Origin of the sequence: Janthinobacterium sp. SUN211, assembly GCF_030587315.1 — a bacterium.
In the GTDB taxonomy this organism is placed as follows: domain Bacteria; phylum Pseudomonadota; class Gammaproteobacteria; order Burkholderiales; family Burkholderiaceae_D; genus Janthinobacterium; species Janthinobacterium kumbetense.
In genome coordinates this window covers 63325-84181 of sequence record NZ_JAPWIC010000011.1, presented here as the reverse complement: position 1 = coordinate 84181, position 20857 = coordinate 63325, and the positions used below count along the sequence as shown (strand labels likewise).

Genomic DNA, 20857 nt, shown 5'->3' with positions numbered 1-20857 from the left:
GCCAGCGCGGGATGGCTGGCGACATGCGTATTTTGCGCGAGCAGTTCTGGACGGTGAATGGCGTAAAATCCGCAATACTATCGCCATCGTCCAGAATTGCCGCCACCATGGATTTGCTCTCCGATGTACTCTCGCTGTTTGATACGCGCAGCTCCTACTTTGCCGGCCTGAAGGCGGGCGGCGAGTGGGCCATCGATTTTCCGCCGCCGGACGGCGTCAAGTTCAACGCCGTGATCGAAGGCGCTTGCTGGCTGACGGTCGCGGGTATCGACGCTCCCGTGCAGCTGCAGACGGGCGACTGCTTCCTGCTGGCGCCGGGACGCGCGTTCACCCTGGCCAGCACGCCCGGCTTGCCGGCCGCACCAGCGCTGGACGTGTACCGGCACACGCAGCAGGGCGTGGCCCGCCACGGCACGCCGCAGCACGATTTCTTCCTCATCGGCGGACGCTTCCACTTTGGCGACGAAGCGGCCATCCTGCTCGACTGCCTGCCGCCGCTGCTGCACGTGCGCGGCGATACGGACCAGGCCAGCGTGCTGCACTGGGCCTTGCAACGGCTGGCACAGGAACTGCAGGCGACGGCGCCCGGCGCGGCGCTGATGACGCGCCACCTGGGTCACATGATGCTGCTGCAAATGCTGCGCCAGTATCTTGAAGCGCAGGCCTCGCACCCGGTGGGCTGGCTGTTCGCGCTGGCCGATCCACGGCTGCGCGCCGCCATCGAGGCCATGCACGCGCAACCGGCGCGGCGCTGGACCTTGTCGCAGCTGGCTGCCGTCGCGGGGCAGTCGCGCTCCGCCTTTGCCTTGCACTTCAAGAAGCGGGTGGGCGTGACACCGCTCGACTATCTGCTGCGCTGGCGCATGCGCCTGGCCACGCGGCGCCTGAAGGACGGCAGCGCACCCGTCACCTTGATCGCACAGGCGCTGGGCTACGATTCCGACAGCGCCTTCAGCCACGCCTTCAAGCGCGTCATGGCCTGCTCGCCGCGCCAGTACCGGCTGCGCCACGCGAACGCGCAGGCGTAAAAAAACCCGCGCTTGCGGGTTTTAATCATACAAGGTCAGCGCGCCGGCACGGGCGGCAAGGCCGCTACCGCCAGCAAGGCAAACGGTCCGAGAAACAGGCCGATACCGAACCACAGTCCCCCGTGGCGGCCGCGCCGGCTGGCCAGCAGCCAGGTGGCGACCGCAAACAAAAACATGAAGATCAACAGTATCGCCATTGCCACTCCTTGCCATGCGGAAAGCCCAGTGTAGCCCACGGGCGCACCCGTGGCTAGACGTACATCAGTCCTGGCGCTGCACCTGCATCAGGATCACGCGCTTGCTGCTGCCATCGGCTGGCGGCGTGCTTGACGGCGGCGGCGGGCTGTCGCACGAGCCGCAGGAACCGCAACCGCTGCCGCAGCCCGGCGCCACCTTGAAGAAGGTCGACATCTTCACCTCATCGAGGCCGCAGCGCACGAGGCCCCGCACGATGGCGCGGCGCACGCCCGCCGGCAGGTACTTGGTCGAAAAATGCAGCAGCGCGGCTGCGACGATCAGGGCGACGATGAGGGTTTGCCACATGGTTTTCTCCTAAGCGCCCAGCATCAGGGCGACACGGTACGTGATGAACGAGGCGGCATACGCCAGCGCAAACATGTAGCCGGCCATCAGCAGCGGATAGCGCCAGCCGCCCGTCTCGCGTTTCACCACGGAGAGCGTCGACAGGCACTGCGGCGCGAACACATACCAGGCCAGCAAGGACAGCGCGGTGGCCAGCGACCACGAATGGGCGATCAGCGGCTCCAGGGTGGTGGCCAGCGCATCGCCCGTTTGCGACAGCGCATACACGGTACCCAAGGCGCCGACGGCCACTTCGCGCGCCGCCATGCCAGGCACCAGCGCGATGCAGATCTGCCAATTGAAGCCGATGGGCGCGAAGATCACTTCCAGGCCGCGGCCCAGGATGCCGGCCAGGCTGTAGTAGATCGGCGGATGGATGGCGTTATCCGGCGCGCCGGGGAAGGTGCTGAGGAACCACAGGATGATCATCAGGCTCAGGATGATGGTACCGACGCGCGTGAGGAAGATTTTCGCGCGCTCCCACAGGCTGACGGCCAGGTTGCGCAGGTGCGGCCAGTGATAGGCGGGCAATTCCAGCATCAGCGGCTGGTTGCCGCGCACGCCCATGCCGCGCTTCATGACCCAGGCCACGGCCATGGCCGAGATGATGCCGGCGAAATACAGCACGAACAGCACCAGGCCTTGCAGGCTCAGATAGCCCCATACCTGGCGTTCCGGGATAAAGGCGGCGATGATCAGCGCATACACGGGCAGGCGCGCCGAGCACGTCATCAGCGGCGCGATCATGATGGTGACCAGGCGGTCGCGCGGATTCTGGATGGTACGTGCCGCCATCACGCCGGGAATGGCGCAGGCAAAGCTCGACAGCAGCGGGATGAAGGCGCGGCCGGACAAGCCCACGCCGCCCATCAGGCGGTCCAGCAGGAAGGCGGCGCGCGGCAGGTAGCCGCAGTCTTCCAGGCTCAGGATGAAGAAGAACAGGATCAGGATCTGCGGCAGGAACACCAGCACGCTGCCGACGCCGCCGATGATGCCTTCCACCAGCAAGCTTTTCAGGTGACCGTCTGGCATGTTCGCCGTCAACACGGCGCCCAGGTGGCCCACGCCATCGGTGATCATTTCCATCGGCGTGGCGGCCCAGGCAAACACGGCCTGGAAGATCAGGAACATCAGCACGGCCAGGATGATGGGACCGAACACGGGGTGCAGCACCACGTCGTCGATCTTTTCCGTCAGGTTGCCCTTGTCGCTCGTGTCATTGCTGACGGCGGACAGGATGCGGCGCACTTCGCGCTGGGTTTCTTCGACGGTGACGGCATCGATGGCCGCCAGCGGTTTCGCTTCCACTGCCGGCAGCGGCAGCATGGCGTCGATGGCGTTCAGCAAGGCTTTTTCGCCATCGTGCTGCACCGCCACGGTTTCCACCACGGGCATGCCCAGTTCCTGCGACAGTTTCACCGTGTCGATCAGCATGCCGCGCTTGCGCGCCACGTCCGTCATGTTCAGGGCCAGCAGCATGGGCAGGCCCAGGCGCTTGACTTCCAGCACCAGGCGCAGATTCAGGCGCAGGTTGGTGGCGTCGACGACGCAGATGATGGCGTCCGGACGCGGGTCGCCGCGGCGCAAGCCGCCCACCACGTCGCGCGTGATGGCTTCATCGGGCGTGGTGGCCGACAGGCTGTAGGCGCCCGGCAGGTCGAGCAGGCGCACGGGCTTGCCGGCCGGCGAGGTGAAATGGCCTTCCTTGCGCTCGATGGTCACGCCGGCGTAGTTCGCCACTTTCTGGCGCGCGCCCGTCAAACGGTTGAACAGGGCGGTCTTGCCGCAGTTCGGATTGCCCAGCAAGGCAATTTGTGGCTGATGCGGCGGCTTGTGCACGCCTGCATCCACGATAGTTTCGACAGCACCCATGGTCATTCCGGTTGAAGCAGCGGTTGAATCGTAATCAGCGCCGCTTCGAAGCGGCGCAGTGCGAACGTGGCATTGCCGACCTTGATGGCCAGCGGATCGCCGCCGGGAATGCCGCGCTTGAGCATGCGGATACGTTCGCCGGGAACGAATCCCAACTCCATCAAGCGGCGGGCCAGGTCGACGCCGTCCTCCGTCTGTCCTGCCGTGTGGGGCGTGATATGCAACACCGTGCCGCTCTGGCCGACTGCCAGCGCATCGAGCGTCATCATGGGTGGAACTAGAGTCATGAGCAAATTCCGTTCAAATTAAGAACACCTGATACCGGCGACGGCGCAAGGCGCCTTGCACCGGTTCCAGGTTTGTGAGGTAAAACGCAACTGTTGCGCATTACCGACAAGCGGCCATTCAATCTGTCCAGACGGTGACCGTCCGAGACAATACCAGCATTATAAACATGAATGCGAATAGTTTTTATTTAGCCCGGAGAGCCGCCCCCATCAAGGGCTGCGTCATTCGGAAACATGGCCTGTGAAGCTGCGGCGCCAGGCCGCCAATTGCCGCACACTTGATCAAAATCACTTGCATTGTCCCCCGCTTTGCGCGACAATGAAACGTAATGATAATGATTCTCATTAAAACACTAGCAACAATGCTTTCCAGCACTAGTGTCTGTTCATCCTCCAGCCAGAAGGTGTATCAATGATTGTATGTGTCTGCAACAACATATCTGATCGTGAAATCCGTCAAGCCGTCGATCTTGGCCTGTCCAGCATGGCCGAACTGCGCCGCGACCTGGGCGTGGCCACCTGCTGCGGCAAATGCCACACCTGCGCGCGGGAAGTGCTGAACGATCACCTGAACGCCACCGTGGCGCTGCAAGAAACCGTATTGATGCGAGCTGTACTGACAAACTAAAGAAAGCGATGAACGCCATGACGATGATGCCCCCGCCCGTAACGGTGCAGGCCGTGCAGCAATTTGCCGACTTCGACAAGAAGCGCAACAAATTCGCGCCGCTGATGGCCATCGTCGTCCTGCACATCGCCGGCTTTTACGCCATTCAGAGCGGCCTGCTGAGCCGCGTGGTCACGGCGGCCATGCCGACCATCACCACCATCAGCATCATCGCCCCGCCGGCGCCGCCCAAGCCGCCGGCACCGTCCGTACCGAAAACCGTGGAATTGAGCGCCCCCGTGCCGCGCGCCGTGATCCCGCCGCTGCCGCTGATCGCCGTAGCGCCGAGCGAACCGACGATCACGCCGCCGCAGCCGACGCGCGCCGAAGCGGCACCGGTTGCCACCGCCGCACCGACAGCGCCATCGACACCGTCGCCGACGCCACCGGCGCCGTCGACGCCGCGCACCGTCAGCAGCGTCGAATACATCAAGGCGCCGCAACTGATCTACCCGAATCTGTCGCGCCGCCTGGGCGAAAGCGGCACCGTGGTGTTGCGCATCCTGATCAATGAAAAGGGCTTGCCCGAGCAAATCCTGATTCATAAATCGACCGGCTACGGCAACCTCGATGAAGCGGGCCGCCAAGCCGCCCAGCGCGCGCTGTTCAAGCCGATGATCGAGAACGGCAAGCCTGTTCCCGTGTACGTGTTAGTACCGCTGACCTTCCAACTGAGCTAGCCTTCCGGCGGCCCTTGCGCCGCTGCCAGCCCGCAAGCACCGCACCCTGTGCCCTGCTTGCTTTTTTGCGCCCTGTTTTCTGTACCAGTCAAGCAACTGCTTGTTTCAGTCTGCCAGCCTACATCCCCGGGCCAGGCAGACTTTTTTTTGCGCGCTACATCTCCGCCCACATCCTGAGCAGATTGTGATAATGCCCCGTCAAGCCCACCGTCGCCGGCGAATCGCCGTGTTCTCCGCGCACGCTCTGGATGTTTTGATCGAGCTCAAACAGCATGCTGCGCTTCCAATCCTCGCGCACCATGCTTTGCGTCCACAGGAAGGAGCAGATGCGCTCGCCGCTGGTGACGGGCAGCACCTGATGCACGCTGCTCGACGGATACACGATCACGTCGCCGGCCGGCAATTTCACTTCATGCGTGCCATACGCGTCGACCACCACCAGCTCGCCGCCTTCGTACTCGTCCGGCTCGCTCAAAAACACGGTCGACGAGACGTCGGCGCGCATCGATTGCATGCCGTTTTTCGGCGTGCGGATGGCACCGTCGATATGCAGGCCATAGTGCTCGCCGCCCGCATAGCTGTTGAAGAACGGCGGCAGGATGCGCAGCGGCAGCACGGCGGAAAAGAACAGGGGATTGGCCATCAGCGCGCGGCTGACGATCTCGCCCAGTTCCAGCGCCAGCGGCGAACCTTCCGCCAGCTGGCGGTTGCGCTTGACTTGCGCGCCTTGCGCCCCGACGCTGGCGCGCCCGTCGACCCAGTCCGTCTGCGCCAGGCGCTGGCGAAACTGCGTGACCTGTTCCGGCGTCAGCACGCCGGGTATATGCAGCATCATCTTGCTATCCTTTTTCAGTAAATATCGCTGCCTGATTATCGCATCGCCGGCAGCGGCCAAGAAGACACAAAAGCAAGAACGGAGCAACATTTCCCGCCTTTTCAGCGCGGCCATGCAGGCGCGCCAGCCGCAGCAAAAAAACGCCAGGAACGCGAATGAGAATGGCCATCATTTTCCTTAGCAAATAAAAAACGGAAAAATGTGCCAATCCATTTGAGAATGGGTTTTATTCGCACGATATTTACGTTAAAAAGACGGAAAAATGCCGTTTACCGCCCGAAATCGCCCATATTTTGCGCTATCATGCGGGCATAGCGAAACCGGCAACCTGCGCGCCACCAGGCAGCCAGCGCCACCCGGCAGTGAACGCCAGCAGCCTCCGGTTTCATCATCGAACGCGACACAGAACAAAGGAAATCCCATGAAGGGCGATAAAGAAGTCATCCGCATGCTCAACGCACAGCTCACCAACGAACTGTCGGCCATCAACCAGTACTTCCTGCATGCGCGCATGTACAAGCACTGGGGCCTGGAAAAGCTGGGCAAGAAGGAATACGAAGAATCGATCGGCGAAATGAAACACGCCGACAAGCTGATCGACCGCATCCTGATGCTCGACGGCCTGCCGAACCTGCAAGCGCTGCACAAGCTGCTGATCGGCGAGAACACGCCGGAAATGCTGGAATGCGACTTGAAGCTGGAACGCGCCGCGCACGCCACCGTCAAGGAAGGCATCGCCATCAGCGAAAAAGCGGGCGACTACGTCTCGCGCGACCTGTTCCTGATGATCCTGGAAGACACGGAAGAACATATCGACTGGCTGGAAACGCAGATCGACCTGATCGCCAAAGTCGGCATCCAGAACTACCTGCAAAGCCAGATGGCGATTGAAGAGTAATTTTTCTTCGAGGCAGATAAAAAAACCGGCAATCGCCGGTTTTTTTACGTCCGCGCCTTATTGCGGCACGGTGTCCTTGAACGACTGCCGCTCGGACAGTTTATCGAACAGGCGCGCCAGCGCGGGGTGATCGGCGCGCCAGTCGATTTCCGGGAAGCGGAAGCTGAGCCAGCCCAGGGTGCAGCCCACGGCCACGTCGGCCAGCGTGTAGTTCTTGCCGGCGCAATACGCGCTCTCGCCCAGGCGCGCTTCCAGCGCCGCCAGGCCCAGGGTGACTTTGTCCAGCTGGCGCGCGATCCAGGCCGCGCTTTGCTGCTCGGGCGGGCGCTGCGTGCGCTCCAGGCGCACCAGCACGCCCGCGTCGAGAATGCCGTCGGCCAGCGCTTCCCAGTTCTTGATATCGGCCCGCTCGCGGCCGTTGCCGCCGGCCGGCAGCAGCTTGCACACGGGCGTGAGCGTGTCGAGGTATTCGACGATGACTTTCGAATCGATCAAGGTGCTGCCATCCTCCATCACCAGGCAGGGCACCTTGCCCAGGGGATTGGCCTGGGCGATGCGGGTTTCCGGCACCCACACGTTTTCCAGCTCGAAGACATAGTCGAGCTTTTTTTCCGCCAGCACGATGCGGGCTTTGCGGACATACGGGCTGGCGAGGGAACCGATCAGTTTCATAGGTACTTTAAGGTAAGGGAGCAGCAAGCAGTATAGCATCGGCGGCAGCGCTGTTTGGCAGCACGCGCCCGGCGGCCCGGCGGGTGTGGCAGGCACGCCGCATCGGCGCCGGATTCGGTCCAAAAGCGGCGTGCCGGCGGCCAACGGACGGCTGGCCAGCGGCCAGCGGTGGTAAAATCGCCCTTTACTGTGGCGCCGTCAGTGTTGCTGTATTGCAATGGCCCTTCCCTCCCCGCGCGCCACACGCCAACCGTTTCTTTAACTTGCGTCCGCTCTCATGACTTCTACTACTCCGTATTCCACGCTGTCGGCCCTGTCTCCGCTCGATGGCCGCTACGCCAGCAAGACCGATCTGCTGCGCCCGATCCTGTCCGAAGCCGGTTTCATGCACCACCGCGTGAAAGTGGAAATCTCCTGGCTGCAAGCGCTGTCGCAAGCCGGTTTCGCCGAAATCAAGCCGTTTTCGGCCGAAGCGACCGCCCTGCTCGACAAGATGGCAGCCGACTTCTCGGAAGCCGACGCGGCCCGCATCAAGGCCATCGAAGCGGTCACCAACCATGACGTCAAGGCCGTCGAGTACTGGCTGAAGGAACAAGTGGCGGACGTGCCGGAACTGGTGGCGGCGTCGGAATTCATCCATTTCGCCTGCACCTCGGAAGACATCAACAACACTTCGCACGGCATGATGCTGAAAGCGGCCCGCGATGGCGTGATGCTGCCGGCCTTGAACGGCCTGGTGGCCAAGCTGACGCAGATCGCGCACGACAATGCCGACGTGCCGATGCTGTCGCGCACGCACGGCCAGACGGCCAGCCCGACCACCCTGGGCAAGGAATTTGCCAACGTCGTGGCCCGCTTGCAGCGCGCCGTGAAACGCATCGAACAAGTGGAAATCCTCGGCAAGATGAATGGCGCCGTCGGCAACTACAACGCCCACCTGTCCGCCTACCCCGGCTTCGACTGGCCCGCATTCTCGCAGGCCGTCATCGAACAGCGCCTGGGCCTGGTGTTCAATCCGTACACCATCCAGATCGAGCCGCACGACTACATGGCCGAACTGTTCGACGCCTTCGCGCGCGCCAACACGATCTTGCTGGACCTGAACCGCGACATCTGGACGTACGTGTCGCTGGGCTACTTCAAGCAGAAACTGAAAGCGGGCGAAATCGGTTCCTCGACCATGCCGCACAAGGTCAACCCGATCGACTTCGAAAACTCGGAAGGCAACCTGGGCCTGGCCAACGCCGTGCTGAAACACCTGTCGGAAAAACTGCCCGTCTCGCGCATGCAGCGCGACCTGACCGATTCGACCGTGCTGCGCAACATCGGCGTGGGCCTCGGCTACACCCTGCTGGCCTATGACAGCTGCCTGCGCGGCTTGAACAAGCTGGAAGTGAACCATGCGCGCCTGGCGCAAGACCTGGACGCGACGTGGGAAGTGCTGGCCGAGCCCGTACAAACCGTGATGCGCCGCTATGGCATCGAAAACCCGTACGAGCAGCTGAAAGAGCTGACGCGCGGCAAGGGCATCTCGAAAGAAGCGCTGCAAACCTTCGTCAATGGCCTGGCCATTCCGCAGGATGCCAAGGACGTGCTCCTGACCATGACGCCGGCTAACTACATCGGTATCGCCGCGCAATTGGCCAAAGCCATCTAAGCAGTTTCCACATGGGGATCTTCACGATCCCACTCCCGCGGGGCGGCCAGCACACAAATGCTGCCCGCCCCGCGGTTTTTCCGGCAATCTTTCTTGTAGAATCTGCAGCACGCAGCGCAATTTGCTTTTCTTTGGTATATTAGGCCGAATTAGTCCTAACACGTACTACTTTCAAGAAAGCCGTCGATGCAACGCTACACCACCACCGCCATCATCCTGCACTGGCTGACCGCCCTGCTGATCATCAGCGCCTTCGTCATGGGCCTGGTCATGGTCGATATTCCCGGCCTGACGCCCACCAAACTCAAATATTTCTCGTGGCATAAGTGGCTGGGCGTGACCGTGCTGGCCATCGCCGCCATCCGCCTGTTGTGGCGCAAGGCCAACGTGCCGCCGCCGCACCCTGCCAGCATGGTGGCCTGGCAAAAGAAGGCGGCCGACGCCATGCACGTGCTGCTGTACATCCTGATCTTCGCCGTGCCCGTCTCCGGCTACCTGTACACCCTGGCCGCCGGCGTGCCCGTGGTCTACCTGGGCCTGTTCCAGCTGCCCGTCATCATGGCGCCGAACCCGGAACTTAAGCCGCTTTTAAAAGAAATTCATTATGTTCTGAACATGACGATGGCCGCCGCCGTGGCCGCCCATGTGCTGGCGGCGCTGAAGCACCAGTTCATCGACCGCGATGGCGTGCTGAAACGCATGCTGCCATAAGAACGTCGAACCAAACCCGCTGCGCGTCGCGATTTGCGGTTTTGTCCGGCGTTCCAAGCCCTTCTTAATCTGCTTTGCTCACTGAAACTCCAGGAAAAATAAGATGAAAACCACCCAACGCATCGTCCTCGCTTCCCTGCTGGGCCTGTCCGTGGCCGCCACTGCCGCCACCCTGCTGAAAGTCGATCCCGCCAAGACCAGCGTGTCGGCCGTGTTCAAGCAAATGAACGTGCCCGTGGAAGCGAAGTTCAAGAAATTCAATATCGCCATCGATTACAACCCGGCCACGCCGGATGCGTCGAAAGCATCGGTGGAAATCGAGACGGCCAGCATCGATATCGGCGACCCGGAATACAACAAGGAAGTGGCCAAGAAAGAATGGTTCAACGCGGCCCAGTTCCCGAAAGCCACCTTCGTCTCGAGCAGCATCAAGGCCGCCGGCGCGGGCAAGCTGACGGTCAGCGGCAAGCTGAGCATCAAAGGCAAGACCACCGACGTGACCTTCCCCCTGACGGTGAAAGCCGACGGCGGCAAATATGCGTTCGACGGCGCCCTGCCGATCAAGCGCCTGACCTACAACATCGGCGAAGGCGAGTGGAAAGACACGAGCATGGTTGCCGACGAGGTCACCATCAAGTTCCACGTCGCCGCGCAGTAACACCTGAGAAAACGTCCATGGCTGCGTTGCTCTTGTCTCGTCGTACTATTCGTACTGCCTTCGGCAAGGCGCCTTGCCCTGAACGTTTTTCAATCGCTACTGATTAAAATCACACCACCAACCGATTCTTTTTAGGATATTGATGAAACTTAAGCACTTGATGATCGCCGTGCTGGCAGCCGCCGGCGCGGGTTCGGCCATGGCCGCTACCGACACCTACAACCTCGACCCGACGCACACGTTCCCCAGCTTCGAAGCCGATCACATGGGCATGTCCGTGTGGCGTGGCAAGTTCAACAAGACCAAGGGGACGGTCACCCTGGACCGCGCCGCCAAGGCGGGCAGCCTGGACCTCGTCATCGATGCCGATTCGATCGACTTCGGCCTGGACGCCATGAACACGCACGCGAAGAAAGCGGACATGTTCAACGTCGAGAAATTCCCTGAAATCACCTACAAGAGCAAGTCGCTCAAGTTCAACGGCGAGCAGCTGGTGGAAGTCGATGGCGAACTGACCCTGCTGGGCGTGACCAAGCCCGTCAAGTTGAACGTGAGCAAGTTCAAGTGCATCATGCACCCGCGCTACAAGCGTGAAGTGTGCGGCGCCGATGCCACGGCAGAATTCAAGCGCAGCGACTTTGGCTTGAACTACGGCATGCCGGCGTTCTCGCCGGAAGTCAAGCTGGCCATCCAGGTGGAAGCCATCAAGGCCGATTAAACACTGCCTTGCCGCATGACAAGCCCGCCTCGCTGCCCGCAGCCAGGCGGGCTTTTGCATGCGCCATGCGAATCCGCTGGACTTTTCTATCGTGCGGCATCAGTATCAATTTGCCATGACGTGCAGGCCGCACCGCTCTGGCACAACCACTCATCCATCGCGCGGAGGATTACATGAATTTCATTATCTGGATCGTTATTGGCGGTGTCATCGGCTGGCTGGCCAGCATGGTCATGAAAACGGATGCGCAACAGGGCATCTTCCTCAATATCGTCGTCGGTATCGTCGGCGCCTTCCTGGGCGGCTGGCTGCTGGCGCCCCTATTCGGCACGGGTACCATCAACAGCGACAATTTCAGCCTGTCTTCGCTGCTCGTCTCGTTCCTGGGCGCCGTGATCCTGCTGGGCATCGTAAATCTTTTGCGCCGCGGCAAAATACGCTAAGCAGACCAAAAGCAGCACATCCGCAAGTGGCCGGGCCGCGCAGGCGCCCGGCCATTTTTATTGCTGCCAGGACAATTGTATGGACAATACCACAGCCGCGGCACGGGAAAATGCCAGCTGGCAGCCGCTTTCTGCCCCTGTGATGCCGAAAATAATGTCATTTAAACAAGCAACCACAAACATGCCGCCGGGAAAATGTGATTGACTAGTGCGAGTTCGGTGCGGATACTCTAGGTCACCCGCTGAGAAAAAACACTGGGTACACGTTGGTTCCGACTTCCCTTCATGTAAAAGACTAGAACTCGAATGAAAAAATCTTTAATCGCGCTCGCTATCCTGAGCAACTTCGCACACGCCGACGAAGGCATGTGGATGCCCCAACAGCTGCCACAAGTAGCCAAGGAACTGAAAGCGGCCGGACTGAAACTCGATCCGACCACCCTGACCAAACTGACCGAGTTCCCGATGGGCGCCATCGTCAGCCTGGGCGGTTGCTCGGCCTCGTTCGTCTCGCCGCAAGGCCTGGTTGCCACCAACCACCATTGCGTCTACAACAGCGTAGCGGTCAATTCGACCAAGGAGCGCGATTTGCTGGCCAACGGTTTCCTGGCCAAGACGTTCGCTGAAGAATTGCCGGCCGCCCCCGGCAGCCGCATCTTCGTCACCTCCGCCGTGACCAATGTCAGCGACAAGATCATCACCTCCGACGTGGCCAAGCTGCAAGGCAAGGCACGCATCGACGCGATCGAGAAAAACCAGAAGAAACTGGTCGCCGAATGCGAAAAAGAAGCGGGCTTCCGCTGCACCGTGTCGAGCTACTACGGCGGCCTGGAGTTCTACCTGATCAAGCAACTGGAAATCCGCGACGTGCGCCTGGTGCACGCGCCTCCTGCCGGCGTGGGCAAGTTCGGCGGCGACACCGACAACTGGATGTGGCCGCGCCACACGGGCGACTACGGTTTCTACCGCGCCTACGTCAGCAAAGACGGCAAAGCTGCCGACTTCAGCAAGGACAACGTGCCATACCAGCCAAAACACGTGCTGAAACTGGCCAAGGATGGCTTGAAAGAAGGCGATTTCGTCATGGCGCTGGGCTACCCTGGCCGTACCAACCGTCACCGCCTGCCATCGGAAGTGGCGTTCACGTTTGACTGGAACTACCCGGCCTTCGTGAAAGCGTCGGGCGAAACCCTGGCCATCATCGCGCGCGAAACCAAGGACAACAAGGATGTTGCCCTGAAATACGCGGGCCAGGTGGCTGGCGTGAACAATTACTACAAGAACCGCCAAGGCATGCTCGATTCGTACGCGGGCAGCGACTTCCTGGCACGCAAGACGGCAGAACATGAAGCCCTGAAAACCTGGGTCAACGCGAATGCTGCCCGCAAGGCGGAATTTGCCGGCGACATCGAGCAAGTGGAAAAGCTGATCGCCGAGCGCGATGCCGACACCAAGCGCGATTTCTTCCTGGGCTACGCACAGCCACGCCTGCTGAACACGGCACGCAGCCTGTACCGCCTGTCCAACGAAAGCACCAAGGCCGACACGGAACGCAAGTCCGGCTACCAGTCGCGCGACTTGCCACGCCTGGAAGCGGGCATCACGTCGGTCGAGCGCACCTACGATGAAAAAGTCGACAAGGCGCTGGTACTAAACAGCCTGACCAAGTACGCCGCGCAACCGGCAGCACAGCGCCGCGCCAGCTTTGACGCCGCCATCGGCATCAAGGACGGCATGTCGCCAGCCGACCTGTCCGCCGCCCTGGACAAACTGTATGCGGGCAGCAAGCTGGCCGACAAAGCCGAGCGCGCAGCATGGCTGAAACGCACGCCAGCCGAATTCCAGGCCAGCAAGGACAGCTTCATCCAGGCAGCCGTCGCCATGTACCCGGATTCGCTGAAAAACGAAGCGGAAGACGAAGAACTGGCCGGCAAGATCCAGCAAGCCTACGCCAACTACATGAAAGCAAAAATTGCCTTCATGAAGAGCAAAGGCCAAGCCGTCTATCCTGACGCCAACAGCACCCTGCGCGTCACCTTCGGCCGCGTTGCCGGCCGTGACCATGGCGCCGACGGCACCACCTGGACCGCGTTCACCACCGTCAATGGCGTGGTGGCCAAAGCCACGGGCCAGGGCGAGTTCAATGCACCGGCAAATCAACTGGCCGCGATCAAAGCCAAGGACTTCGGTAAATTCGTCGATCCGAAGCTGAAAACCGTGCCGGTCGACTACCTGGCGACCCTGGACATCACCGGCGGCAATTCCGGTTCGGCTGCGCTGAACTCGAAAGGCGAATTCATCGGCCTGGCCTTCGATGGCACCTTGGACTCGATCATTTCCGATTGGGACTACAACAAGGCCAACACCCGTTCGATCCAGGTCGACCTGCGCTACATGCTGTGGAACATGAAACACATCGACCACGCAGACAACCTGCTGAAAGAAATGGGCGCTGAATAACAAAAAGCAATAACCCGGCAACGGGCGCTTTAGCCTGAGCCACTCCTGCGGGAGTGGCTTTTTTTCGCCTAACGTTTTTTCACTTTCGCAAAACGGTAAGGCACGGCTTGCTCTGCGCCAAACACTTGCGCGCTGCCACTTCCCAACGGCAACATGACCCGCCGGCCATCCTGCAGCAGCAAGGCCAGGTCGGCGCCGGGAAAGCGCTGCGCCAGCAATGGATGGGCTTGCCGCTCGATGGGGGCGGCGGGAATCACGATGCGGTAATCGCTCTCGCCAAAGTCCAGCAGCAGCGCGGGAAGCGCTTCAAGCCCCGGCAGCGCCGTGATGCGCAGGCGCGCGCTTCCCTTGACGAGCTCGAAGGCCGACCACAGGGGCAAGGTGCGCTGCGTGGCGCCGATCTGCAGCAGCGGCGCGTGGCGCGCATCCGCCGACGTCAGCACGATGTCAGGCCGCTCTTCCGGCACGGCGCCATCGATGGCCAGCAGCCAGCCCCGGTAGCGTATCAACGCGCCCTGCGCGACGGCCGTGACGGACCCGCCCTGCGCCACCGGTTCCTTGCCCGCAGGCAAGCGCAATGGCGCCGCCTGCGCCGCCAGGCCTATCCCCCACACCAGCGCCGCCAGCGCTGCCATCGCCGCCTTGCCCATGCCGCCTCCCCTTGCGCGTGAAACGTATTCATAACACAAGTATGGCAACCAGCCCCTGCGGCGCCTCAAGGCAAGAGCCGGTGCTACAATTGGCCCCTAGCGGGCGTACTTACCCAGCGCGCCTTCCCCCTCCCAGACTCAGACCGCTATGCCACCAGACTTGCGCACGACCTACGAACTCGGTAACCACAACCAGACCACGACCTGGCTGGAATGCATCACCTTCTATCAAGATCTTGCCGCACGCTATCCGCAGGTGCTGCACTTCGAACAGATCGGCCTGTCCGACTCGGGCGTGCCCATCCACGCTGGCGTCGTCAGCGCGGATGGCGTGTTTGACCGCGAGCAAATCAAGCGCGCAGGCCGCACCGTATTCTTCAACAATAACGGCATCCACCCGGGCGAACCGGAAGGCATCGACGCCTGCATGGCCATCGTGCGCGACCTCTGCACGCAGCCGGAACGCCTGGCGGCGCTGGGCAGCACGGTATTGCTGTTCATTCCGATCTACAATGTCGATGGCAGCCTGAACCGCGCCAACACGTCGCGCGTGAACCAGGATGGCCCGGAGCAATTCGGTTTCCGCGGCAACAGCCGCCACCTGGACTTGAACCGCGATTTCATCAAGTGCGACAGCCTGAACGCGCAAGTGTTCAACCGCCTGCTGGCCAGCTGGGACCCGGACGTGATGGTCGACACGCACACGTCGAACGGCGCCGACTATCCGTACACGATGACCCTGATCCACACGCAGACGGATAAGCTGGGCAATGGCCTCGGCCCCTTCCTGCAAGACACCATGCTGCCGCACATCTTTGCCCAGATGGAAAACGCTGGCTGGCCCACCTGCCCGTACGTGAATCCCGTCAAGGACAGTCCCGACCACGGCATCGCCGAATTTCTCGAAGTGCCCCGTTTCTCGACCGGGTTTGCGGCCTTGCATCACGTCATTGGTTTCATGCCGGAAACGCACATGCTGAAACCGTTTGCCGACCGCTACGCATCCATGCGCGCCCTGCTCGACATCACCATGGCGTTCACGGTCAAACATGGCGAACAGATCAAGCAGCTGCGCGCGCAAGCGAAGGCGGCCGGACGCACGCAAGCCGCATGGCCGATCCACTGGGCCATGAATGAAGAACAGCCGTCGACCTTCCCCTTCAAGGGCTATGCGGCGCAATACACGCCGAGTATCCTGGGCGACTACCAGCGCCTGTCGTATGACCGCTCGCAGCCGTGGGAACGCGATATCAAGTATTACAACCGCTTCGATGCGGACGTCACCGTGGCCGCGCCAAAAGCCTATATCGTGCCGCAAGCGTGGCGCGAAGTCATCGAACGGCTGCGCTGGAACGGCGTCGAAATGAACCGCATCACCACCGAACAGACGATAACGGCGCGCTACTACCACATCACCGACGTCGGCACGCGGGCCACGGCCTACGAAGGCCACATGTTCCACGACAATGTGGAACTCGAAGCGCGTACGGGCCAGTTCACCGTGCAGGCAGGCGATTATGTCGTCAGCCTGGACCAGGACAACGCCCGCTACGCCGTGGAAACCCTGGAGCCGCAGGCGCACGACAGCTTCTTCCGCTGGGGTTTCTTCAACAGCGTGCTGGAGAAGAAAGAAGCGTTTTCCGATTACGTGTTCGAAGACATGGCATCCGAGCTGCTGCGCGACGAGCCGGCGCTGGCCGCCAAATTCGCCGAGTGGAAAGCAGCGAATCCGGCCCTGCTGAGCAATCAGGAAGCCGTGCTGAATTTCATCTTTGCACACTGCCAGCGCTTTGCCGAGCCAGAATGGCGTAGATATCCCGTGATTGCCCTGATGTAAATCAAGGCTGTAGCGACTGCAACATCCTGGCGCCGCATCGGAGACCCCGGTGCGGCGCCTCTTTCTGTGCCCTACCCACAAGGTAATCCCATGCACTACGCACTGAACCTGCGCACCTTTATTTACAGCCATTATTTTTACCTGGGCTTGCGCGTTGCCATCGGTCTCGTCGGCCTGGCCTTGCTGACCCAGGAAATCAGCGACAGCGCCACCGCGATGACGGTGTGCATCGGCGCCCTGTGCACAACCCTGATGGACATGCCCAGCCCGCTGCGCCACAAGTTCAATGAGATGCTCGCTTCCGTGCTGCTGTGCAGCGCCGTCACTTTGCTAATCAGCCTGTGCGGCCCCGTGCAGTGGCTGTTGATGACGGTGCTCGTGCTCGTGAGTTTCCTCGCCAGCATGATGGTGGTGTACGGCAAGAAATCCATGCCCTTGCAGCTGGCCGCCCTGTTCATCATGACCATGTCGATGGAGCACCAGATGACGTGGCAGCAATCGTTCCACCATGCGGGCCTGTTCATGCTCGGTGGCCTCATCTATCTGGCCTACGCCATGGCCATCGCCTGGGTCTTGCGCCACCGCATCAAGCAGCAAGTGCTGGCCGAAGCCCTGTTCGAACTGGCCGCCTACATCGACATCAAGGCCGATTTCTACGACACCCGTTTTAACCTGACGGAACAGTTCAACAAGCTTGTGCGCCATCAAAGCATCCTGGCCGACCGCCAGCAGGCATCGCGCGACTTGATCTTGCGCAGCCACAAGAACAGCAAGGATGCTATCGTCGTGCAGGTGCACGTGTGCATGCTGGATCTGTATGAACTGATACTCTCCACGCACACGGATTACGCGCTGCTGCGCCAGCACCTGGCGGACTCCGACGTGCTGAAATCCTTGCACGACCTGGCTTACAAGGCGGCGCGCGACATCGAAGCCGTGGCCTACGCCGTCACGCGCAAGCGCGCCTCGTATGCGCAGATCAGTTACGACAAGGAATGGGCCGATATCGAAGAGGAAATTGCCCGTCTGCACGCAAAAGGCGATGCTGCGCAGGAAGCGCTGGCCACCCTGCGCGCGCAGCGCAACAAGATCCGCGCCATTCTGAAAATGATCGCGGAATTGCACTTGGCCAGCCAGAAAGTGTATGACAACGTGCCGTTCTGGAGCGGCGCGGACATGGCGCCGTTCTTGTCGCAGCAGAAATACGAACTGAAAACCCTGCTGTCGAATCTGCGCCCGGACTCGCCCGTGTTCCGCTTCGCCCTGCGCGTCTCGATGGCCATCTCGGTGGGATTGCTGATCGGACACTGGCTGCCATATGCGGCGCACAGCTACTGGATCGTATTGACCATCGTCATCATCTTGCGCCCCACGTTCAGCATGACGCGCCAGCGCCGCGCCGACCGCATCATCGGCACCATCATCGGCTGCATCATCACGGCCATCGTGATCCGCTTCGTGCACAGCAATATCGTGCTGATGGCCATCCTGTTCCTCTCCATCGTGGCCACGCCCACCTTCATCTATTTGCGCTACCGCTACACGGCCATCGCCGTGAGCCTGATGATTCTGCTGCAAATGCACCTGGTGGCGCCCAGCAACCCGAACCTCGTCAGCGAGCGCCTGATCGATACCCTGATCGGCGCGGCAGTGGCGACCGTGTTCAGCTTCGTGCTGGCCAATTGGGAATACCAGAGCCTGCCACGGCTGGTGCGCCAGGTGCTGAATGTGAATGTGAGCTATATGCAGGCCAGCTTCGCGCTGCTGCAGGGGAAATGTTTCGATGACTTCGCCTACCGCATCGAGCGCAAGCGATTGATGGACAGCCTGGCTGCGCTCAGCTCGGCGCTGGTGCGCATGCTCGATGAACCGGCCAGCAAGCAGCGGGCCGTGGAAGACATCAACCTGTTCATCGTGCAAAATTATTTATTGGTCGCCCACGTGGCGGCGCTGCGCTCCATCCTGGGCCGGCATGCCAGCCAGCTGCCCGTCGCGCCCGTCAACGCCCTGCTTGGCCACAGCCATACGCAAGTGTGTCTGACCCTGTCGCGCGCGCTGGAACAGCTCGACAACCAGGCCGCCATCAGCGCCCCGCTGGCAGTGCCTGCCGCGCCGCCCGTCAGCGACGTGGCCTGGTCGGGCTGGCCTCTGGTGCAGCGCCGCATCCGCTTGTTACAGGCAGATGCGGACAAGATCGTGATACATAGCGCGGCGATCGTGCATATTGTAGCGCCGCGCTAAGCTGGCGCAACTTACTTCAGATACTGCTCAAACCAGCCGATGGTGCGCTTCTGCAAGTCGCGCTGATGCTCGGGCTTGCGGAAGGAATGGCCTTCGCCGTCGTAGATGAACAGGCTGGACGGCACGCCCATGGCGCGCAAGCCGTGCCAGAATTCCAGCGACTGGGCAGCTGGCGTTTCCACGTCGCGCTCGCCCACGTAGATCAGGGTCGGCGTCTTGGCCGCCTTGATCGATTCGATGGGTGAAGCCTTGCGGTAGACGGCCGGATTGTCATACGCGGAGGCGCCAAAGAACGGGATCATCCACTGGTTGATGCCGTTCTGGCCGTAATAGCTGATCCAGTTCGACACGCCCGCACCCGCCACGGCCGCCTTGAAACGGTCGCTATGCGTGACGCCCCACATGGTCATGAAGCCGCCATACGAATGGCCGATCAGGCCCAGGCGGTCCCCATCGATGGGCGCCACTTTTTGCGCGGCATCAATGCCGGCCAGGATGTCGCGCCAGTCGCCGCCGCCGAAGTCGGCCATGTTGGCGCGCGTAAAGGCCTGGCCCTGGCCAAAGCTGCCGCGCGGATTGGGCAGGAAGACGAAATAACCCTTTTGTGTCAATTCGTGGATCAGGGTGCTCGCTCCCACGTAACGGGGCGAGGCGGCGGCGCCCGGGCCGCCATGCACATTGACGACCATCGGGTAGCGCTTGCCTGCGTCCGCCTTCAACGGCCCCAGCAGCCAGCCTTGCACCTTGTATTGCTCGTTATTCCAGCCCACGTTCTGCACCGTCAGTTGCGGCGCAAAACCGTCATTGTCGCGCGTAATCTTTTTCAGCTGGCCCACCGGTCCCGCCACCAGGTAGCTGGCGTGCGTGAAATCTTCCTGAGCGGCAGCGGCGTGACGCCCATCGGCGCTGAACGACAGGCGGCCATCGCTGCCGCTGCTGCTGAGCTCACCGAGCAGCACAGGCCGGGCCGGGCCGCTTTGCGCATCGATGGGCACCAGCGCCAGCTGCGAGTCGATCAGGGCCGTTGCCAGCAAGCCGGCGCCGCGCCAGACGACGCCATTGAAGGTGCCGCGATAGTCTGGCGTGAGATTGCGCGGCGTGCCGCCGGCCAGCGGTACGGTGTAGATATCGCCGCCGATGGAGCCGAAATCGCTCATCAGGCCGCCGATGAAGACCACCGTCTTGCCGTCCGGCGAGACCGAAGGCAGGTTCAGCTGCATGGCCGGTGACGCGATCACGCGCAGGGCGCCCGTGGCCGCATCAATATGGCTGAGCTTGGCGACCCACCAGTTGCTGTCGCCATTGCCTTGCGCGCTGGTGGCGACAAAGCCGCGGCCATCGGGCGTCCAGCTGTATTCATACACATAGGTGTCGCCTGGCGACAGCAGACGCGGCTCGCCGCCGCTGGCCGGCACGACGGCGATGCGCTGGGCATCGTCTTCGCTGCCCACTTCGCCCACCTGGCGCGCCCCCGCTTCCACGGCGCCGGCCAGCTTGCGCGCGCCCACCGTCGCGAGCAGGGCCAGCTGCTTGCCATCCGGCGACCAGCGCGCCGTACTGGCCACACCTTTGATGCTCGTCAATACTTGGGCTTGCGCCTGTGTCATCGTGGCCAGGTACAGTTGCGCCGTGCCGGCCTTAGCGTCGTAGCCGACAAAAGCCAGCTGCCGGCCATCGGGCGACCAGCTGGGCTTGTCGTAGGAACACACGGCGCACGGATCGAATTGCTGCACGATGGCGCCGTTGGCGGCGTCGCGCACGACGATGACCGCATGCGGGCGCTGCGGCTGTTCGCCCGCCCGGCTCGATTCGATGGCGGCGATGCGCTGGCCGTTGGCCGACAGGGCGACGGCACGGTAATCGCGCAAGGCCGGCGCGGTGGCGGGAGCGGCCTGTGCCAGGGTGCCCAGAAGGCTGCTTGCCAGCAAGCTGCAAGCGGCCAGATCAGTTATTTTCATCAT

General features: G+C 61.8%; 20 protein-coding genes. 12 read left to right on the top strand and 8 right to left on the bottom strand.

Annotation, left to right across the window (positions count from 1 at the left end):
* Positions 1–23: 23 nt before the first annotated feature.
* Complete coding sequence (locus O3301_RS27045) at positions 24–1028, top strand: AraC family transcriptional regulator (protein WP_305057991.1); 1005 nt, start codon at positions 24–26, stop codon at positions 1026–1028.
* Between the two features lie 35 nt (positions 1029–1063).
* On the opposite strand, the gene O3301_RS27040 is transcribed toward O3301_RS27045, so the two are convergent.
* The 4 genes from O3301_RS27040 to O3301_RS27025 all read right to left on the bottom strand — a co-directional run bounded on the left by O3301_RS27040 (position 1064) and on the right by O3301_RS27025 (position 3769).
* Positions 1064–1225, bottom strand: coding sequence for a hypothetical protein (locus tag O3301_RS27040; RefSeq protein WP_161784184.1), 162 nt, complete (start codon positions 1223–1225; stop codon positions 1064–1066).
* A gap of 64 nt (positions 1226–1289) precedes the next feature.
* On the bottom strand, positions 1290–1571 hold the full coding sequence (locus O3301_RS27035; protein WP_305057990.1) for a hypothetical protein: 282 nt from the start codon (positions 1569–1571) through the stop codon (positions 1290–1292).
* Between the two features lie 9 nt (positions 1572–1580).
* A complete protein-coding gene (locus O3301_RS27030; RefSeq protein WP_251351323.1) occupies positions 1581–3482 on the bottom strand; it encodes a ferrous iron transporter B in 1902 nt (633 codons plus the stop codon).
* Between the two features lie 2 nt (positions 3483–3484).
* A complete protein-coding gene (locus O3301_RS27025) occupies positions 3485–3769 on the bottom strand; it encodes a FeoA family protein (protein ID WP_077408814.1) in 285 nt (94 codons plus the stop codon).
* A gap of 412 nt (positions 3770–4181) precedes the next feature.
* Between O3301_RS27025 and O3301_RS27020 the strand changes: the two genes are divergently transcribed.
* Together O3301_RS27020 and O3301_RS27015 are read left to right on the top strand one after the other, a co-directional pair.
* Positions 4182–4397 (top strand): bacterioferritin-associated ferredoxin, encoded by a 216-nt coding sequence (locus O3301_RS27020; RefSeq protein ID WP_034745611.1) that lies wholly within the window; start codon positions 4182–4184, stop codon positions 4395–4397.
* Positions 4398–4414: 17 nt separating this feature from the next.
* Positions 4415–5116 carry an energy transducer TonB gene (locus O3301_RS27015; protein ID WP_077409313.1) on the top strand — a complete coding sequence of 234 codons (702 nt, stop codon included), beginning with the start codon at positions 4415–4417 and terminating at the stop codon, positions 5114–5116.
* 154 nt (positions 5117–5270) lie between these two features.
* Here the strand turns inward: O3301_RS27015 and O3301_RS27010 are convergent, their stop codons facing one another.
* A complete protein-coding gene (locus tag O3301_RS27010) occupies positions 5271–5951 on the bottom strand; it encodes a Fe2+-dependent dioxygenase (protein ID WP_077408815.1) in 681 nt (226 codons plus the stop codon).
* A 421-nt stretch (positions 5952–6372) separates the two neighbouring features.
* On the opposite strand from O3301_RS27010, the gene bfr reads away from it, so the two are divergent.
* Positions 6373–6849: a bacterioferritin gene (gene bfr, locus O3301_RS27005; RefSeq protein WP_034745609.1), complete on the top strand. Its 477-nt coding sequence runs from the start codon at positions 6373–6375 to the stop codon at positions 6847–6849.
* A gap of 57 nt (positions 6850–6906) precedes the next feature.
* Here the strand turns inward: bfr and O3301_RS27000 are convergent, their stop codons facing one another.
* Positions 6907–7521: a glutathione S-transferase N-terminal domain-containing protein gene (locus O3301_RS27000; RefSeq protein WP_070290828.1), complete on the bottom strand. Its 615-nt coding sequence runs from the start codon at positions 7519–7521 to the stop codon at positions 6907–6909.
* 277 nt (positions 7522–7798) lie between these two features.
* On the opposite strand from O3301_RS27000, the gene purB reads away from it, so the two are divergent.
* From purB to O3301_RS26970, 6 genes are all read left to right on the top strand, one after another.
* Complete coding sequence (gene purB, locus O3301_RS26995) at positions 7799–9178, top strand: adenylosuccinate lyase (RefSeq protein ID WP_289900613.1); 1380 nt, start codon at positions 7799–7801, stop codon at positions 9176–9178.
* A gap of 186 nt (positions 9179–9364) precedes the next feature.
* Entirely contained in the window at positions 9365–9889 is a 525-nt protein-coding gene (locus O3301_RS26990) for a cytochrome b (protein ID WP_046684510.1), read from the top strand.
* A 103-nt stretch (positions 9890–9992) separates the two neighbouring features.
* Positions 9993–10547, top strand: a complete 555-nt coding sequence (locus O3301_RS26985; RefSeq protein WP_034778891.1) for a YceI family protein — start codon at positions 9993–9995, stop codon at positions 10545–10547.
* A 142-nt stretch (positions 10548–10689) separates the two neighbouring features.
* The gene (locus tag O3301_RS26980) at positions 10690–11265 is read left to right on the top strand and encodes a YceI family protein (RefSeq protein WP_077408818.1); all 576 of its coding nucleotides are present in this window, start codon (positions 10690–10692) and stop codon (positions 11263–11265) included.
* Positions 11266–11438: 173 nt separating this feature from the next.
* Positions 11439–11708, top strand: coding sequence for a GlsB/YeaQ/YmgE family stress response membrane protein (locus O3301_RS26975; protein ID WP_071075198.1), 270 nt, complete (start codon positions 11439–11441; stop codon positions 11706–11708).
* A 306-nt stretch (positions 11709–12014) separates the two neighbouring features.
* Positions 12015–14168: a S46 family peptidase gene (locus tag O3301_RS26970; RefSeq protein WP_305057989.1), complete on the top strand. Its 2154-nt coding sequence runs from the start codon at positions 12015–12017 to the stop codon at positions 14166–14168.
* Positions 14169–14236: 68 nt separating this feature from the next.
* On the opposite strand, the gene O3301_RS26965 is transcribed toward O3301_RS26970, so the two are convergent.
* Entirely contained in the window at positions 14237–14818 is a 582-nt protein-coding gene (locus tag O3301_RS26965; protein ID WP_305057988.1) for a hypothetical protein, read from the bottom strand.
* A 148-nt stretch (positions 14819–14966) separates the two neighbouring features.
* Between O3301_RS26965 and O3301_RS26960 the strand changes: the two genes are divergently transcribed.
* On the top strand, positions 14967–16655 hold the full coding sequence (locus O3301_RS26960; protein WP_305057987.1) for a M14 family zinc carboxypeptidase: 1689 nt from the start codon (positions 14967–14969) through the stop codon (positions 16653–16655).
* A 90-nt stretch (positions 16656–16745) separates the two neighbouring features.
* Complete coding sequence (locus O3301_RS26955; RefSeq protein ID WP_305057986.1) at positions 16746–18896, top strand: FUSC family membrane protein; 2151 nt, start codon at positions 16746–16748, stop codon at positions 18894–18896.
* 11 nt (positions 18897–18907) lie between these two features.
* On the opposite strand, the gene O3301_RS26950 is transcribed toward O3301_RS26955, so the two are convergent.
* The gene (locus O3301_RS26950) at positions 18908–20857 is read right to left on the bottom strand and encodes a S9 family peptidase (RefSeq protein ID WP_305057985.1); all 1950 of its coding nucleotides are present in this window, start codon (positions 20855–20857) and stop codon (positions 18908–18910) included.

Bases quoted from the DNA above. Each gene is read 5' to 3' on its own strand.
- O3301_RS27045 (WP_305057991.1), top strand. From the start codon at position 24: ATGCGTATTTTGCGCGAGCAGTTCTGGACGGTGAATGGCGTAAAATCC.
- O3301_RS27040 (WP_161784184.1), bottom strand. From the start codon at position 1,225: ATGGCGATACTGTTGATCTTCATGTTTTTGTTTGCGGTCGCCACCTGG.
- O3301_RS27035 (WP_305057990.1), bottom strand. From the start codon at position 1,571: ATGTGGCAAACCCTCATCGTCGCCCTGATCGTCGCAGCCGCGCTGCTG.
- O3301_RS27030 (WP_251351323.1), bottom strand. From the start codon at position 3,482: ATGGGTGCTGTCGAAACTATCGTGGATGCAGGCGTGCACAAGCCGCCG.
- O3301_RS27025 (WP_077408814.1), bottom strand. From the start codon at position 3,769: ATGACTCTAGTTCCACCCATGATGACGCTCGATGCGCTGGCAGTCGGC.
- O3301_RS27020 (WP_034745611.1), top strand. From the start codon at position 4,182: ATGATTGTATGTGTCTGCAACAACATATCTGATCGTGAAATCCGTCAA.
- O3301_RS27015 (WP_077409313.1), top strand. From the start codon at position 4,415: ATGACGATGATGCCCCCGCCCGTAACGGTGCAGGCCGTGCAGCAATTT.
- O3301_RS27010 (WP_077408815.1), bottom strand. From the start codon at position 5,951: ATGATGCTGCATATACCCGGCGTGCTGACGCCGGAACAGGTCACGCAG.
- bfr (WP_034745609.1), top strand. From the start codon at position 6,373: ATGAAGGGCGATAAAGAAGTCATCCGCATGCTCAACGCACAGCTCACC.
- O3301_RS27000 (WP_070290828.1), bottom strand. From the start codon at position 7,521: ATGAAACTGATCGGTTCCCTCGCCAGCCCGTATGTCCGCAAAGCCCGC.
- purB (WP_289900613.1), top strand. From the start codon at position 7,799: ATGACTTCTACTACTCCGTATTCCACGCTGTCGGCCCTGTCTCCGCTC.
- O3301_RS26990 (WP_046684510.1), top strand. From the start codon at position 9,365: ATGCAACGCTACACCACCACCGCCATCATCCTGCACTGGCTGACCGCC.
- O3301_RS26985 (WP_034778891.1), top strand. From the start codon at position 9,993: ATGAAAACCACCCAACGCATCGTCCTCGCTTCCCTGCTGGGCCTGTCC.
- O3301_RS26980 (WP_077408818.1), top strand. From the start codon at position 10,690: ATGAAACTTAAGCACTTGATGATCGCCGTGCTGGCAGCCGCCGGCGCG.
- O3301_RS26975 (WP_071075198.1), top strand. From the start codon at position 11,439: ATGAATTTCATTATCTGGATCGTTATTGGCGGTGTCATCGGCTGGCTG.
- O3301_RS26970 (WP_305057989.1), top strand. From the start codon at position 12,015: ATGAAAAAATCTTTAATCGCGCTCGCTATCCTGAGCAACTTCGCACAC.
- O3301_RS26965 (WP_305057988.1), bottom strand. From the start codon at position 14,818: ATGGGCAAGGCGGCGATGGCAGCGCTGGCGGCGCTGGTGTGGGGGATA.
- O3301_RS26960 (WP_305057987.1), top strand. From the start codon at position 14,967: ATGCCACCAGACTTGCGCACGACCTACGAACTCGGTAACCACAACCAG.
- O3301_RS26955 (WP_305057986.1), top strand. From the start codon at position 16,746: ATGCACTACGCACTGAACCTGCGCACCTTTATTTACAGCCATTATTTT.
- O3301_RS26950 (WP_305057985.1), bottom strand. From the start codon at position 20,857: ATGATGAAAATAACTGATCTGGCCGCTTGCAGCTTGCTGGCAAGCAGC.